This is a genomic window from Pseudomonas nicosulfuronedens (genome assembly GCF_005877905.1).
Taxonomy (GTDB): Bacteria; Pseudomonadota; Gammaproteobacteria; order Pseudomonadales; family Pseudomonadaceae; genus Pseudomonas; species Pseudomonas nicosulfuronedens.
In genome coordinates, this window is sequence record NZ_SWDV01000043.1 from 1 (window position 1) to 16,170 (window position 16,170).

The following is a 16,170-nucleotide window of genomic DNA, read 5'->3' on the forward strand; positions in this document are numbered from 1 at the left end:
GACCTGGTACGTCAGACACAGCAGTTGCTTCTGCGCGGTGAAATCGCTGCTGCAAAAGCGACGTTGCAGCAAGTCGCGAAGAATGATCAAGAGGCACCTTCGGTCATTTTCGAGCAGGCATTGCTCGATGACGCGGAGGGCCGACATGAGCAGGCCCGCAAAAACTATGACCACCTGCAAGCCGGGCCGTTGGCAAATGCTGCCGCAGTGCCTTCCGCAGTAAACCTCGTCGCCGTTGGCCAATTCAAACAAGCCGGCAAAGCCTTCAAGCAACTGAGCGCGAGCCAAGACTCATACGTCGCCGGTTATGCCCAGCTTTGGCAGCTTTGGCTGGCCGCGCGGACACGTGAAGGCAGTTCGGCTGTCCATCGAGCAAAACTCGCCGAAACCGCATCGCGCATACGTGCCGCGTCGCCTCAGCAGGAGGCCATCGGCCGGCTATACGCCGGCGAGGGCAGCGTCGGCGCGGTCTTCACCGCCATTGACGGGATGAGCTTCAGCGACCCCTTGCAGCGGCGCAATGCGCGCAGCGAGGCAGCGTTCTTCGCCGGTGGCTATCTGCAATACGTCCGTCGGGATTATCCCGCTGCGATGCGCCTGTACCAGCAGGAGCTGTCGCAGCCTGGCGCCTCGATTGAGCGACCTCTGCTTGCTAAGGCGCTGGCCTCGCTGCCCGTCTCAACTCGCTAACTCCCCAGATTCCCTTTTCCCTAATGAAATCCGGCCCTCGTGGGTCGGGCGGAGTTTTTCGCCATGAACAAAGTCTATCGGTTGGTCTGGAACGCCACGCTCAACGCGTGGGTGGCAGCAAGTGAAATCGCCAAGTCGCACCGCAAGGGTGGCGGCCTGGCGGGCCGAGTGGCCGCCGCTGTTACGGCAGTAGTGCTGGGGCTATCGGGAGGAGAGGCCATGGCCTACACCGTGGACCCCAGTTCCGTGGTGAACCTGGGGGCTGTGGCAGACGATGGCGGAAACTCGAAGAATACCGCGTTGGGTAGTGGTGCCGTAGCGAATGCGGCCGGGGCCGGTGGAAGTACTGCTGTTGGCAGCGCTGCTAGCGCTACCGGACTCAACTCGACGGCAGTTGGTCAGAAGAGCTCCGCAGTAGGTGCGAGCTCGGTAGCGATCGGCGACTCTGCAGTCGTGAGCAATCAGTTGGGAGTCGCAATTGGCGCCTTGTCCAACGTCAGTGCCGACTACGCAATTGCCATTGGCGACGCGGCTTCCGCGAGCTCGGCTTTCTCCATCGCGATGGGTTGGCATGCAATAACCGGCGCGAGTCTGATCTCTGGCAGCAGTGGCCAGGGTGCAATTGCGATTGGCGATAGCGCGAAGGCTGCAGGCGATGGTGCTGTCACGCTCGGCTACAACGCTTCCAGTGCAGACAGTGGCGCAGCTGCAGTGGGCTACGGTGCCAACGCTGGCGCAAGTTATTCGAGTGCATTCGGATCAACCGCGCAGGCAACCAATGGCGATGCTACAGCGCTTGGTGCAGGTGCCAACGCAACAGGGGCCGCTGCAACCGCCGTCGGTCGAATTGCCAAGGCCGGCGGTAACGCTTCGGTGGCAATTGGCTACGGACCGAGTGCTTCGGGGTATACATCATTCGCGGGCGGTACGCAGAGCAATGCGTCAGGGGACTACTCCAACGCTTTGGGTTACCTTGCGCAAAGTACCGCTAGCGGCTCGATTGCAGTGGGTACCAAAGCCAATGCTGCCGGGACCAATTCAGTGGCACTCGGCCGTGTGGCTTCCGCTAGCGTGGATTCTGGCATAGCGCTGGGCGCATCCTCAGTCGCCAGCACAGCTTCGGGGGTAGCAGGGTACGTGCCCGTCGGTGCGAACGCAGCGCAGTCTGCAGCGATCAATTCGACAAAGAGCACCTATGGCTCTGCGTCGGTGGGCGACGCTGCCAGCAATGTATACCGCCAGATTAATGGTGTGGCTGCCGGTACGCAGAACAGCGACGCAGTCAACGTGGCCCAGCTGAAAGCTGTGCCGATAGCGCACTACTACAGCGTCAATGACAGCGGCACTGCGGGTAGCAACTACAACAACGATGGCGCCTCGGGAGTCAACGCGCTCGCGGCTGGCATCGGAGCGACGGCAACTGGTTCCAGTGGCCTTGCCATGGGCAACTCAGCAAAGTCCACCAACAACGACACCATTGCAATAGGGCACAACGCTGTAGCGTCGAGCGCGAACCCGGCGCATTCCGACATGGTCGCCATAGGCCTGAGTGCCAATGCCTCCAGCGATCATGCCCTGGCTATCGGTACCTCTGCATCCGCGACGAGCAACAACACAACTGCAGTGGGCGTGTCCGCCCTGGCGAGTGGGCCTGCAGCTACGGCATTGGGGCATTCCAGTAGTGCCAGTGGCTCCTACAGCACGGCAATCGGCTCGGGTGCCAATGCGTCCAAGGGCAGCGCGGTCGCTATCGGCTACGGATCGAAAGGGGCCGGCGACAATTCCGCAGCGATTGGTTATCAGGCTGCAACGTCGGCGACCAATGCCCTTGCCATTGGTAACAGCGCTAATGCGCAGACCGGGGCGACCAGTGGCATTGCCATTGGTAATGCGGCGATGGTTTCCGGTGGAGCCGTCAATGCGGTCGCCCTGGGTAGCGGAGCAACAACTTCCGCTGTTGATGGGGTCGCCCTTGGCGCGGGCTCGGTGGCCAGCACTGCTGCCGGTGTGTCGGGGTACGACCCGTCAACCAAATTGGCATCCAGCGATACCAGCGCTACCTGGAAAAGTACGCTTGGCGCAGTCAGCGTGGGCGACGCATCTAAAGGCAAAACTCGCCAGATCACCGGTGTTGCTGCCGGCCTGGTGGGCTCGGACGCTGTCAACGTGGCCCAGTTGATGGGCGCCACAGCCGATGCAGTGATGTACGACGACAGCACTCATAACACCATTACCCTCGGCGGCGACACTTACGACAACAGCACCCACTCCGGCGGTACCTCCATCACCAACGTGGCCAACGGTGTGAAGGACAGCGATGCGGTCAACGTCTCGCAACTTAACGACCTGGCCAATACTCCGATCACCTTCATCGGCAATACCGGCTCAGTGGATAAGAAACTGGGCGAAGCGTTCGTTATTCAGGGCGCTGCCACTACTGCAGGTTCTTACTCGGGTGCCAACCTGAAGACCGAAGTGGATGCCAACGGCAACCTGCAACTGCAGATAGCCGACAACGCTGTTTTCGACTCGGTGACCACCGGCAATACCACCATCAGCAACGACGGTCTGACCATCGTCGGTGGCCCGAGCGTGACCACCGTTGGAGTCGACGCCGGCGGCCTGAAGATCACCAACGTGGCGCCAGGAGATGTCAACGCCGGATCCACTGACGCGATCAATGGCTCTCAGTTGAATGCGACCAACCAACAGGTGGATCAGAACACCACCGACATCAGCAACGTCACCACCAACATCAACAACGGCACAATTGGTCCGGTGCAGCGCACGGGCACGGACCAGCTTTCGCTGATTGCGGCCGGTGGCGATGCCTCGGCACCGGGCGTCGCGCAGGTGTTGAACAACGTGGCGGACGGGGCAATCAACTCGGTCTCCACCGACGCGATCAATGGCTCGCAACTGTATGACTTGGCCAGCTCCACGGCCAACGCGTTGGGCGGTGGTTCTGCGGTCAACGCGGATGGTTCGATCTCGGCTCCGACCTACTTCGTGGATGGCACGACCATAAATAATGTCGGTGACGCGATCACCAACATTGATGGTCGTGTAACGCAGAACACCATCAACATCACCGCTCTGCAGCAGGATGCGCTGCAGTGGAACGGCAGCCTGGGAGCCTACGACGCCAGCCATGGCACCGCTGATCCGCAGAAGATCACCAACGTTGCCGCGGGCGAGCTGAGTGACACCAGTACCGACGCGGTAAATGGCTCGCAGCTGTACGCGACCAACCAGCAGGTGAACCAGAACACCACGGATATAAGCAACGTCACCAACAGCATCAACAACATCAACAATGGGGTGGCCGGCCCGGTGCAGCGCACGGGTACGGACCAGCTTTCGCTGATTGCGGCCGGTGGCGATGCCTACGCGCCGGGTGCCGCTCAAGTGCTGACCAACGTGGCGGCGGGTGCGATCACTGACACCTCCACGGATGCGATCAATGGTTCGCAGCTGTTCGCGACCAATCAGCAGGTGGACGCCAATACCACGAACATCTCCAACCTCGATGGTCGTGTGACCAACGTGGAAGGTGACGTCACTACGTTGCAAGGCGATGTGACCAACCTGGGTGATCATGTCGAGAACATCTACAACACCGGCACCAAGTACTTCCACGCCAACTCCACGGGTACCGATTCGATGGCCTCGGGTGTGGATTCAGTGGCCATTGGCATGGGCGCGATTGCCAGCCACGACGGCAGCATCGCTCTGGGCGCCGGTTCCATTGCGGACGGCAGCACCCTGGATAGCGAAGCCTACCTGGTGGGAGGCAAGGCGAGCGGCGAGGTCAACATCGGCGAGCGGCGTATCACCGGCCTCTCGGCGGGGGCGGAAGACGCCGATGCTGTCAACGTGGCCCAGTTGAAAGCCATCACTTCCAGTTCGGTGGCCGATGCGGTGATGTACGACAACAGCACCCACAACAGCATCACCCTGGGTGGCGACAGCTATGACAACAGCACGCACATCGGTGGCACCACCATCACCAACCTGGCCAATGGGATGAACGACAGCGACGCGGTGAATGTGTCTCAGCTCAACGAGACCAATACCCAGGTCGCCAACATCGATAACCGCGTGACCAATGTGGAGGGTGATGTCACCACGCTGCAAGGCGATGTGACCAACCTCGGTGACCACGTCGAGAACATCTACAACACCGGCACCAAATACTTCCACGCCAACTCCACCGGCACCGACTCAGTGGCCTCGGGAGTGGACTCGGTAGCCATCGGAATGGGAGCGGTTGCCAGCCATGACGGCAGCATCGCGCTGGGGGCGGGCTCCGTTGCCGACGGCAGCACCCTTGGGAACCAGGCCTACCTGGTGGGCGGTACCGCTACTGGCGAAGTCAACGTCGGCGGGCGTCGTGTGACCGGTCTGTCGGCCGGTGCAGAGGATACCGATGCGGTCAACGTTGCCCAGCTCAAACAGGTCTCCGGGGCGGCCACCGAGGGGGCGGTCAAGTACGACCTGAATGGCGATGGCACCATCAACTACAACAGCGTGACGATGGGTGGCAGCACCTACAACAGCGTGACCAGAACCGGCGGCACCAAGATCACCAACGTGGCGCGCGGCGTTGATGACAGCGACGCGGTGAACATGTCCCAGCTTAACGAGACCAACGCTCAGGTCACCAATATCGACGGTCGCGTCACCACCATCGAGGGCAGCATCACCAACATCAACAATGGCGGCGGCATCAAGTACTTCCACGCCAACTCGGCCAAGGCCGACTCGGTTGCCAGTGGTGCCGATTCCATCGCCATCGGTCCGAATGCCCAAGCCAGTGGCAAGGGTTCCATCGCCATGGGTGACGGTGCCAGTGCCACGGCGGATGGCAGCGTGGCCATGGGGCAGGGCGCCAGCGACAACGGCCGCGGTGCGGAAAGCTACACCGGCAAGTACTCCAACGCGGCCAACGCCAGCGTCGGTACCGTCTCCGTGGGCAACGCTGCTACAGGTGAAACCCGCACTATCAGCAACGTCGCCGATGGCAAGGAGGCCACTGACGCCGTCAATCTGCGTCAGCTCGACGGCGCCGTGGCGGAGTCCAAGCAATACACCGACGACTCCATCCACAACGTCAACACCGAGATCGCCAATGTCACCACTAATGTCAGCAACCTCGACAACCGGGTGACCAAGGTCGAAGGCGATGTGACCAACGTGCAGAACGGCACCGACGGCATGTTCCAGGTGAACAACACCAGCCGGCTGCCCAAGCCGAAGGCAACCGGCAGCGATTCGGTCGCCGGGGGCGCAGGCGCCGAAGCGGTGGCTGACAACAGTACCGCCATTGGCTCCAACGCCAAGGCCAAGGGACGCAACTCGGTTGCCATCGGCGCCAATTCGGTGGCCCAGCGCGACAACAGCGTTTCGGTGGGCAGCGTCGGTGCGGAACGGCAGATCACCAACGTGGCTGCCGGCAGCGCCGATACCGATGCGGTGAACGTTGCCCAGTTGAACAAAAGTGTCGGTGACATCACCAGCAACACCAACGCTTACACCGACTCGGTGGCACGGGGCCTGCGCAAGGATATCGACGAGCTGGACAACGACCTCAGCGCCGGCATCGCCGGAGCCATGGCCATGGCCAGCCTGCCGCAACCCTACAGCCCGGGGGCCAGCATGGCGGCGGCCGGCGCAGGTACCTATCGGGGCCAAGGTGCGGTGGCGGTGGGTGTCTCGCGCATTTCCGACAATGGCAAGTGGGTGACCAAGCTGCAAGGCAGCACCACCACCCAGGGCGATGTCGGGGTATCGGTCGGCGTCGGTTACCAATGGTGAGTTTTCACTTCCAAGCCCGGCTTCGGCCGGGCCTGCCTCAGGAAATCAACATGAATACTTTCAATGCCACCGCCGTACGCACCCTGGTCATGACTTGCGCCGGCCTGCTAATCGGCGCCTGCGGCTCCTTCAGTCAGGTAGACGATCAGGGCCACAGCGCCGCGCCCAGGTTCCCATCTGTCAGCGAGTCCTACCGCCCACAAGGCAGCTACGCGGATCTTGAAAATCTGTCGAAGATCCAGCCGGGCATGAGCAAGGGGCAACTTTACGAGTTGCTCGGTGCGCCGCATTTCAGAGAAGGACTGCTCGGTGTTCGCGAGTGGGACTACATCTTCCGCTTCCGACGTTCCGGCCTGGCTGACCAGGTATGCCAATACAAGGTGCTGTTCGACAAGGAGATGCAGGCGCAGAGCTTCCTGTTCTCGCCGGCCGATTGTCTTGATCAGCTGAAACCGGTCGTCGGGTCTGTGGCGCCACACTCAGATCGATAGCGCGAAGACTTCAGCCGTGCTTCTCAAGGCGTGCTCTATCCAGAGTACCGATGGCCGTACACCGACAACGAGTACGGCCAATGGTCCCGTAAGCCTCTCAGGTGTCTATCGGCAGTATTAATCGTCATTCAGAGTCCAGTTGCTGGGTACCACTCAATATCTGCTTCTGACTGATGGCTGCCGCTGAACGGCGACAGCCATCACACCAAACCTGTGAGAGGTAGCGGAAGGCCGCCGTGGCTTGGGTATTTTTGAGAGCCTGGCTCCCACTAGCATTGGCGGTGTATCGCTGCTGGAGTGGCTTCCTATGTCGATTCATGGGGCCTTCTTCTGTGCCTGCAACGTCTCCTGAACCAGATTAGAGCGATCGAACGATCGGGGAGATTGCACGGGTGGATAGTCAATCAGCGTCTTCAGGTGCGCGCTGACCAGTTCGCCCATCGGGCCAGCGATCCAGGAGGACTTCTGGATCAGGTGGCCATAGGAGTCCTTGCTGTCGTAGCTCTCGAAGGGGTCGCTGCGCAGGTTGAACATCAGCGGAGCGAAACGCGGCAACACCGGGGCGTAGTAATCCTCCTTGGTGGAGAAGTGCAGCTTCCACGGCCCCATCCTCACCGCGGTCAGCTTGCCTTCGATGTAGTAGAGGATGCTGGTGCGCTTGCTGTCCGGCGACTTGCCGGTCCAGTAGTCGAGGTTGTCGATGCCATCGATGTACTGTTTTTTCTCGGTCTTCATTCGTTCAACCACATCGGGCACGCCGGCGATACTGGCAAAGGTGGTGAACATGTCCTGGTGTGCCTGGATGCCATGGAGGATCTGCCCTGGCTTCACCACACCTGGCCAGCGCAGCATGGAAGGCACACGGACGCCGCCCTCGTAGGTGGTCATCTTCTCGCCGCGGAACGGTGTGGTCGCGCCATCCGGCCAGGACGAGTGCTCGGGGCCATTGTCGGTGGAATACCAGACAACAGTGCTGTCCTCCAGGCCGTTTGCCTTGAGGAAGTCGAGTACCTGGCCGATGTCGTGATCATGCTGAAGCATGCCGCTGCCCTGGGCATCCTCTTCGTGAGTGTACTTGGCCGCAGCGTGGCGCCATTGCTCGTTGAGATGCGTATAGAGGTGCATACGGCTGGTGTTGAGCCAGACGAAGAATGGCTTGTCGTCCTTCTGCGCCTTGCGCATGAACTCGATTGCCCGAGGAATCACCTCGCCGCCGTCGAAATCTTCCATGCGTGCCATGGTCAGCGGTCCAGTGTCCTCGATGGTCTGTTTGCCAACACGACCGAATCGCGGGTCTACCGTCGGATCGTCCTTGTCGCTGGCAAAGGTGTGGAGAACGCCACGGGTCTGGAACTTCTTCGCGAAGGCTTCCGGTCCGCCGGGATAAGTGCTGGCGAAGTTCTGGTAGTCGACATACTCGCGCTGCTCCTCGGTATTGAGGTGGTACAGGTTGCCGTAGAACTCGTCGAAGCCATGCACCGTGGGTAGGTTGGGGTTGTTGTCGCCCAGGTGGTTCTTGCCGAACTGGCCAGTGCGATAGCCGACCTGTTTCAGGACTTCCGCAAGGCTCGGCGAGGCCGCCTGCAGGCCGAGCTTGTCGCCCGGTTGCCCCACGGTGGTCATGCCGGAGCGGATGGGGTACTGCCCGGTAATGAAGGCCGCGCGGCCGGCAGTACAGGAAGGCTGCCCGTAATGGTCGGTGAAACGGATGCCGGCCATGCCGATGCTGTCGATGTTCGGCGTGGTATAGCCCATGGTGCCCATGCCGTAGGCGCTCACGTTCTGCCAGCCGATGTCGTCGCCCCAGATCACCAGGATGTTGGGCTTGGCCGGCCCGGCCTGGGCCAGGGAACTCGCCAGTAGAGTTGCGCAGACGCTCAGTAGGGTAATCAGCCACTTGATGGGATGAATCATGATCAGCCTCGTTATTGTTCTGGAGTTGAATGGAACGATGTTTCAGCTGCGCAGGGACTCGACCAACTGGCGGCGTAGCTCCGGGTGCTCGGCGAAGGGGTCGGGCGGGTTACGCTGCTCGACGATGGCTTCAAGGCGGGCGCGCACCGCCCCCATGGCATGTGGGTGCGAGTAGATGTAGAAATCGCGACGGCCGATGGCCTCGAAGGTCAGCCTGGCAATCTGCTCGGCACTTACCCGCCCGGCGCCGGTGGCCTTGCGGTTCCGCTCCATGGCGGCCAGCTGGGAACGGGTGGGTGCCGTGGCATCGCTGAGCTCGTTGGGTCGGTTGCGGGCGGACTGGCTGATACCGGTCGGTACGAAGTAGGGGCACAACACCGAGCAATGAACCTGATCGCCGACCAGGGCGAGATCGTGATAAAGCGTCTCGCTGAGCGATACCACCGCATGCTTGCTCAGGTTGTAGACGCCCTGGGCCGGCGCATTGAGCAAGCCGGCCATCGAGGCACTGTTGACGATATGCGCCTCGTAGGCCGCGTCGGAGGCAGCTGCCGCCAGCATCAAAGGGGTGAAGATGCGTACTGCATGGATCACGCTGCGGACGTTCACACCCAGCACCCAGTCCCAGTCCTTCTCGCTGTTCTCCCAGACCAGGCCGCCGACCAGCACTCCGGCATTGTTGAACAACAAGTGGACCGCGCCGAACTCGGCCAGCGCGCCGTCAGCCAGGGCCTGAACCTGATCGGCACGGGAAACATCCGTGCGCAGGCCGATGACACTGGCTCCGCGCTCCCGCAGTTCGGTGACCGTTGCATCGAGCGCATCGGCCTGGATGTCGGCCAGTACCAGCTTCATGCCCAGCTCGAAGCCTCTCTCGGCAAAAGCCTTGCCCAGCCCTGATGCTGCTCCGGTGATCACCGCCACGCGCCCCTCGAAGTCGATCATGGCGCCACCTGGATGCTTTCCAGGGCCTGGCGCAGCGCCACCGGCAGCGCTACCGGACGCCGCGTCACACGGTCGACGTAGACGTGCACGAAATGCCCCTGTGCCGACGCGTCGCTATTGTCATTGGCGAACAGGCCAACCTCGTAGCGCACGCTCGAGGTGCCCAGGTGCGTGACCCGCAGGCCGGCCCGCACCAGATCGGGGAAGGCGATGGAGGAGAAGTAGCTGCAGGTGGTTTCGACCACTAGACCAACCGTTGGGCTCTCGACGAAGTCCAGCAGGTCGCGCTCCAGCAGCCAGCCATTCACCACGGTGTCGAACCAGCTGTAGTAGACGACGTTGTTGACGTGGGCATAGACGTCGTTGTCCATCCAGCGCGTGGTGATGTCGCGGAAATAGCGGTAGTCAGTGCGCTCATTCGGTGTGGGTTTGCCCATGGCATCAGGCCTCCTGCTTCAGGCGGCGCACGCGGATGTCCGCCTGCTCCTTGTGCCCGGACATGTGCTCGTAGCCGCAAAGGCGCGAGCAGTATTCGCCGACCATCACGCTTGCTGCGTCGGTGAGCACCCGCTGGTAGGTATGGGTCTTGATGAACTTGCCGACCCACAGCCCGCCGGTGTAGCGCCCGGCCCCCATGGTCGGCAGTGTATGGTTGGTGCCGATCACCTTGTCGCCGTAGCTGACATTGGTGCGGTGGCCGAGGAACAGCGCGCCGTAGCGGGTCATGCGGGCGTGATACCAGTCCGGGTCGCGGGTCATCACCTGTACATGTTCCGAGCACAGGCGCTCGGCGACCTCCAGGGCTTCCTCGTCGCTGTCGCACAGATGGATCTCGCCGAAATCGCGCCAGGCCACGCTGGCGATCGGCGCGGTGTCCAAGCGCGACAGTACCTTCTCAATGGCGGCCGGCAGTTCCTCGGCGATCTGCCGGCTGGTCGTGATGCAGTAGGCCGGTGAGGTTGGGCCGTGCTCGGCCTGGCCCAGCAGGTCAACGGCGACCAGTTCGGCGTCGACACTGTCGTCGCAGATCACCAGGGTCTCGGTCGGGCCGGCGAACAGGTCGATGCCGACGCGCCCGAACAATTGGCGCTTGGCTTCGGCGACATAGGCGTTGCCGGGGCCGACCAGCATGTCCACCGGCTCGATGCTTTCAGTGCCGATGGCCATCGTCGCTACAGCCTGTACGCCACCCAGGCAGTAGATCTCGTCCGCGCCCGCGAGGTGCATGGCTGCGACGATCTCGGGGCAGGGCTGGCCTTCGAACGGCGGCGCACAGGCGATCACGCGCTTCACCCCGGCCACCTTGGCCGTCAGCACGCTCATGTGCGCGCTGGCGATCAGCGGGTACTTGCCGCCGGGGATGTAGCAGCCCACCGAGTTGACCGGGATGTTGCGATGGCCGAGCACCACGCCCGGCAGAGTTTCCACCTCGACATCGTGCAGAGAGTCCTTCTGCACCTGGGCGAAACGGCGGATCTGCGCCTGGGCGAAGCGGATGTCCTCGAGCGTCTGCTGCGGCAGGCCGGCGATGCAGGCGGCGATCTGCTCCGGCGTCAGGCGGAAGCTGCTCGGCGTCCAGCGGTCGAACTTGCCGGAATAGTCGCGCACCGCTGCGTCGCCGCGCGCCTCGATGTCGGCGAGGATGGCTTCGACGGTGCTGCGCACCTGTGCCTGGTCGGAGGCCTTGGCCTGGGCCGACTGGCCTTTCTTGAGTTGTTGGATCATTTAGGGCTCCTATGGGCAGTGGTCGCCGCCTCAGGCGGCGCGAAGAGGGATGGCGGCCGGTCGCACAACCGTCAGGACGATGCAGGTGGCCAGCAGGTAGAGCCCCATCACGAACAGCAGGCTGTAGCTGGTGCCGCCGCTGGCGGTATTCAGGGCGGTAGTGATCGGCGGGCTAATGGCGCCGCCCAGGTTGCCGATGCTGCTGATCAGGGCGATGCCGGCAGCTACCGAGGCGCGCGGCAGGTACTCGGATGCGAGGGCGAAGAACACCGGCGTGACCGCGGCGATCCCCAGGATCGCCAGGCACAGGCCGGCCAGGGAGATGCCCAGCTGACCCTGGCCAAGGGTGATGACGAGCAGGCCGGTCATGGCCGTCAGCGCCCCGAAGCCGAAGTGCCAGCGCCGTTCGCGGTGGCGATCCGAGCTGCGGCCGAGCAGCAGCACCCCAGCGATGGCGAAGAGTTGTGGAACGGTGGCGTACACGCCGATCTGCAAGACGTCGGAGACGCCCCAACTGCGAATCAGGGTCGGGGTCCAGAACACCATGCTGTAGGTACCGGCGACCATCAGCAGATAGACCAGCGACAACGCCCAGACCTTGAAATCGCCTAGAAGGCCAAGCAACGAGCCATGGCGAGCGCTGCCTGGTGCCTCGGCCTGCTCGTCGAACTGCTGGCGCAGCCGGGCCTTTTCATCAGCGCTCAGCCAGTTGGCCTGTTCGGGGCGGTCGACCAGCACGTACCAGGCCAGCAGGCCGAGCAGCGGGGCAGGCAGACCCTGCAGGAGGAACAGCCACTGCCAGCCATGCCAATCGTTGGTGCCGTGCAGGTACTTCATGATGGCGCCCGACAACGGGCCGGCAACCAGCGCGGCGATGATGGCGCCAAGCAGGAACACGGCGATCATCCGCGCACGCCGTGCCGGCGGGTACCAGTAGGTCAGATAGAGAAGGGCGCCCGGGGTAAAGCCGGCTTCGAACGCGCCCAGGAGGAAGCGCAGGACGTAGAACTGCAAGGGTGTGCGCACGAACATCATCGCCATCGCCACCAAACCCCAGCAGACCATGATGCGCAGGAGCGTGCGGCGCACGCCGACCCGTTCCAGCATCAGGTTGCTCGGTACCTCGAACAGCAGGTAGCCGATGAAGAACACCCCGGCGCCCATGGCATAGACGGTATCGCTGAATGCCAGCGTTTCCTTCATCTGCAACTGCGCGTAGCCGACGTTGATCCGGTCTAGGAAGGCCACCACGTAAGCCACCAGCAGCAGCGGCATAATCCGCCAGCTGATCTTCAGGTACATCGCGTTGTCGTCCTGGGACACTTGTGTGTTCATGCCTGTCTCCTTGTTGTCGTTGTTGGGTAGGCGTGACGGGAAATGCGATGAAGCTTCAGGCGCTGGAGCGCAGTACCAGGCGCCCTGGCACCTCGCGCAGCGCATCGGTGAGGCTGCCGTTGGGGCGCCCTGTGCCGAGCAGCTCGATGGCGCAATCGATCATCCTGTCCAGCGGCTGGTGCACCGTGGTCAGTGAGTGCTCCGGATAGGCCGCGTCGCGGATGTCATCGAAACCGACCAGCGCCACGTCCTCCGGGACCCGCAGGGATGTGTTCTGGCGAACGTGGGCGAGTACGCCGAGGGCCATCACGTCGTTGGCGCAGAACACCGCGTCGATGGCGGGCGCGGTTTTGCTGAAAAGCTGGCCGGCGGCTTGTCGTGCGCCGTCGTACGTGTAGCCACCCGCAATGCAGGCAACGAGCTGTTGGCCGTGCTCCGCGAGGCCCTGCTTGAACCCGTACAGGCGGTCGGTGGTGGTGGAAATTCCAGGGTCACCGGAGACGAATGCGCAGGCTCGGCGACCGCTGCCGGCCAGGTAAACGGCGACTTCGCGGCCCATGCGCTGGTTGTCACAGCAGACCGACCAGACGCTCGGGTCTTCCACACGCCGGTTGAGGAACACCACCGCGATGCCTTGTTGCGCGCAGAGTTCGGACATGCGCGAGGAGAGCTTCGCGGCGGTCACCACGATGGCGTCGACCTGGTACTGCAGGAGTTGCGGCATCGACTGGTCGGCATCGCCGCCCGGCGGCACGACGAACATCAGCAACTGCCGGCCTTCCTGGCGCAGGCGCAGGGCAAAGGTTTCAAGTAGTGCCGGGTAGAAAGGATTGCCCAGACTGCCGATCACCAGCGCGACGATGCCAGTCTTGCGCCGGTTCAAGGAGCGAGCGATGGCGTTAGGTCGATAGCCCAGCTCATCGGCGATGGCGAGGATTCGCCCGCGTAGTTCAGGCGATATCCGCGAGTGTTCGTCGAATGCGCGCGTGATGGTGGAGGTCGCCACGCCCAGGCGCACGGCGAGGTCTTTGGCGGTGGTCCGCGTGGTCGCGGAAGGGGGCGGGGTGACGCGCGACATGAGCGATTCCAGTGGCCGTGCAACCGTGTGCACACATGGCCTGGATGCTACCCGCGCCCTTCGGGGGGCGAGACCTCCCCCCTATGAGGGGGGAAGCCATGCAGCGACCGCAAGGCGGGTTTCAGGTAGCGGATCAGAAGCTCTCGTCGTCCATCTCCAGTGCCGACTCGCCGCCGTCGGTGAGCACCCGCGCCAGACCGTCCGCCGTGGGTAGCAGGTGGCAGGCATAGAACTGCGCCGTGTGCAGCTTGGCGCGATAGAACGCGGGATCGCCCGTGCCGTCCTGCAGGCGCTGCCAGGCCACAAGGGCTGAACTGGCCAGTTGCCAACCACCAGCTACCAGACCGAACAGTTGCAGGAAAGGCACTGCGCCGAGGGCAATCTCGCGTGGTTGCTGGTCGTGGCGCTGGACGATGCAGGACACGCCACGCTCCAGGGCGTCCAGCGCCAGGTCGAGCGCATGGCCGATCGGCTCCAGGGCGTCCTCGCTGCGCGGCAGGCGACGGGCGCAATCGCGCATCCGAGCAATCAGCGCCAGTGCCGCGACACCGCGATCCCGTGCGATCTTGCGGCCGACCAGGTCATTGGCCTGGATGCCGGTGGTGCCTTCGTAGATCGTTGTGATGCGGGCATCGCGTAGGTGCTGGGCTGCGCCGGTTTCCTCGATGAAGCCCATGCCACCATGGATCTGCACGCCCAGCGAGGCGATGTCGATGGCGTTCTCCGTGCTCCAGGCTTTGACCACCGGGATCAGCAAGTCGACGAAGGCCTGCTGTTCCCGGCGCACCTCCGGATCCGGGTGGCCGCTGGCGACGTCCATCGCCAGAGCGACCTCGTAGCCCAGTGCACGCATCGCTTCGACGCGGGATTTCATCGACAGCAGCATGCGGCGCACATCCGGATGGCGGAGGATTGCGACCTTCTCGCGGCTCGCACTGCCCAGTTCGCCACCCTGGCGGCGCTCGCGGGCATAGGCCAGGGCGCGCTGATAGGCCCGCTCCGAGAGACCAATGCCCTCGATGCCGACCGAGAACCGCGCAGCGTTCATCATGCTGAACATGTATTCCAGGCCGCGGTTTTCCTCGCCTACCAGCCAGCCGACGGCACCGTCGCGGTCGCCGAAGGCGAGGACTGCGGTGGGGCTGCCATGGATGCCGAGCTTGTGCTCGATGGACACGCAGCGCACATCGTTGCGCGCATCCGGCTTGCCCGAGGCGTCGAGCAGCACCTTCGGTACTAGGAATAGCGAAATGCCCTTGACCCCCTCGGGCGCACCAGGAACCCGTGCCAGGACCAGGTGCACGATGTTCTCGGTGAGATCGTGCTCGCCGTAGGTAATGAAGATCTTCTGGCCGAAGACCCGATAGGTGCCGTCGCCGTTGCGTTCGGCACGACTGCGCACGGCGGCGAGGTCGGAACCGGCCTGCGGCTCGGTCAGGTTCATGGTGCCGGTCCACTCGCCGCTGATCAGCTTCGGCAGCCAGGTTTCCTTGAGTGCAGCGCTGCCGTGCAGTTCGACGGCCTCGATGGCGCCGCGGGTGAGCATCGGGCAGAGGCCGAAAGCGACGTTGGCGGCGTTCCACATTTCCTCCACCGCTGCCGACAGCAGCCGGGCGATACCCTGGCCACCGAACTCCGGCGAGCAGGAGAGGGCATTCCAACCGCCTTCGACAAATTGCTTGTAGGCATGCTTCCAGCCATCGGCGGTGCGCACGGCCCCGTCATTCCAGCGCGCACCCTGGCGGTCACCGACACTGTTGAGCGGCGCCAGAACACCACTGGCGAAGCGCCCGGCCTCGGCCAGAATGGCCTGGGCTAGGTCGCTGCCGATCTCTTCCTGGCCAGGCAGCGCCTGGAGGCGTGCGAGCAGGCCGAGATCGTCGAGGATGAATTGCATGTCGCGCAGGGGGGCTGAGTACTCGCTCATGGTGGGACTCCGGGGGATAAGGTGGCCGGAATTGAATCCCAATCCATCGCCCGACGGCCCCCACCCCGCTGGGGTGGGCTCATTGGTCGGATCGCCTATCGCCTGGTGTGGCGCAGCGGGTAATGTCTCTCCCCGTAGCGAGGGGGGTGTGCTTTGCGCGGAGGGGGGGCAATATCGATCCCGGTACACCCGAGGCTCCTCGCGTCCATGATGCCGGGCAACGGCGCGCCAGTTATGCAGAAAGGCCA

At 63.2% G+C, this 16,170-nt stretch carries 10 protein-coding genes; 3 read left to right on the plus strand and 7 right to left on the minus strand.

What is annotated here, in order from left to right; all coding sequences use genetic code 11:
• From FAS41_RS30905 to FAS41_RS25925, 3 genes are all read left to right on the plus strand, one after another.
• Nucleotides 1–690 (plus strand): tetratricopeptide repeat protein (locus FAS41_RS30905; protein WP_171049554.1); only part of this gene is annotated, 690 nt, incomplete at its 5' end.
• Between the two features lie 63 nt (nt 691–753).
• Complete coding sequence (locus tag FAS41_RS25920) at nt 754–6,507, plus strand: YadA-like family protein (RefSeq protein ID WP_169937994.1); 5,754 nt, start codon at nt 754–756, stop codon at nt 6,505–6,507.
• 50 nt (nt 6,508–6,557) lie between these two features.
• Nucleotides 6,558–6,998, plus strand: coding sequence for an outer membrane protein assembly factor BamE (locus FAS41_RS25925; RefSeq protein WP_171049555.1), 441 nt, complete (start codon nt 6,558–6,560; stop codon nt 6,996–6,998).
• A gap of 315 nt (nt 6,999–7,313) precedes the next feature.
• Here the strand turns inward: FAS41_RS25925 and FAS41_RS25930 are convergent, their stop codons facing one another.
• The 7 genes from FAS41_RS25930 to FAS41_RS25960 form a co-directional block, all read right to left on the minus strand.
• Complete coding sequence (locus tag FAS41_RS25930) at nt 7,314–8,912, minus strand: arylsulfatase (RefSeq protein ID WP_138526222.1); 1,599 nt, start codon at nt 8,910–8,912, stop codon at nt 7,314–7,316.
• A gap of 42 nt (nt 8,913–8,954) precedes the next feature.
• Complete coding sequence (locus FAS41_RS25935) at nt 8,955–9,857, minus strand: SDR family oxidoreductase (RefSeq protein WP_138526223.1); 903 nt, start codon at nt 9,855–9,857, stop codon at nt 8,955–8,957.
• Nucleotides 9,854–10,294 (minus strand): acyl-CoA thioesterase, encoded by a 441-nt coding sequence (locus FAS41_RS25940; RefSeq protein ID WP_138526224.1) that lies wholly within the window; start codon nt 10,292–10,294, stop codon nt 9,854–9,856. The genes FAS41_RS25935 and FAS41_RS25940 overlap by 4 nt, the downstream gene beginning before the upstream one ends.
• A gap of 4 nt (nt 10,295–10,298) precedes the next feature.
• A complete protein-coding gene (hisD, locus tag FAS41_RS25945) occupies nt 10,299–11,582 on the minus strand; it encodes a histidinol dehydrogenase (protein ID WP_138526225.1) in 1,284 nt (427 codons plus the stop codon).
• A 30-nt stretch (nt 11,583–11,612) separates the two neighbouring features.
• Complete coding sequence (locus FAS41_RS25950; protein WP_169938002.1) at nt 11,613–12,917, minus strand: MFS transporter; 1,305 nt, start codon at nt 12,915–12,917, stop codon at nt 11,613–11,615.
• A 55-nt stretch (nt 12,918–12,972) separates the two neighbouring features.
• Complete coding sequence (locus tag FAS41_RS25955) at nt 12,973–13,995, minus strand: LacI family DNA-binding transcriptional regulator (RefSeq protein WP_138526227.1); 1,023 nt, start codon at nt 13,993–13,995, stop codon at nt 12,973–12,975.
• A 133-nt stretch (nt 13,996–14,128) separates the two neighbouring features.
• A complete protein-coding gene (locus FAS41_RS25960; RefSeq protein WP_138526228.1) occupies nt 14,129–15,922 on the minus strand; it encodes an acyl-CoA dehydrogenase in 1,794 nt (597 codons plus the stop codon).
• Between the last annotated feature and the right edge of the window lie 248 nt (nt 15,923–16,170).

Excerpts from the sequence above, each read along its gene's own strand:
- FAS41_RS25960 (WP_138526228.1), bottom strand. The coding sequence starts at position 15,922 with ATGAGCGAGTACTCAGCCCCCCTGCGCGACATGCAATTCATCCTCGAC.
- FAS41_RS25930 (WP_138526222.1), bottom strand. The coding sequence starts at position 8,912 with ATGATTCATCCCATCAAGTGGCTGATTACCCTACTGAGCGTCTGCGCA.
- FAS41_RS25940 (WP_138526224.1), bottom strand. The coding sequence starts at position 10,294 with ATGGGCAAACCCACACCGAATGAGCGCACTGACTACCGCTATTTCCGC.
- FAS41_RS25925 (WP_171049555.1), top strand. The coding sequence starts at position 6,558 with ATGAATACTTTCAATGCCACCGCCGTACGCACCCTGGTCATGACTTGC.
- FAS41_RS25935 (WP_138526223.1), bottom strand. The coding sequence starts at position 9,857 with ATGATCGACTTCGAGGGGCGCGTGGCGGTGATCACCGGAGCAGCATCA.
- FAS41_RS25920 (WP_169937994.1), top strand. The coding sequence starts at position 754 with ATGAACAAAGTCTATCGGTTGGTCTGGAACGCCACGCTCAACGCGTGG.
- hisD (WP_138526225.1), bottom strand. The coding sequence starts at position 11,582 with ATGATCCAACAACTCAAGAAAGGCCAGTCGGCCCAGGCCAAGGCCTCC.
- FAS41_RS25950 (WP_169938002.1), bottom strand. The coding sequence starts at position 12,917 with ATGAACACACAAGTGTCCCAGGACGACAACGCGATGTACCTGAAGATC.
- FAS41_RS25955 (WP_138526227.1), bottom strand. The coding sequence starts at position 13,995 with ATGTCGCGCGTCACCCCGCCCCCTTCCGCGACCACGCGGACCACCGCC.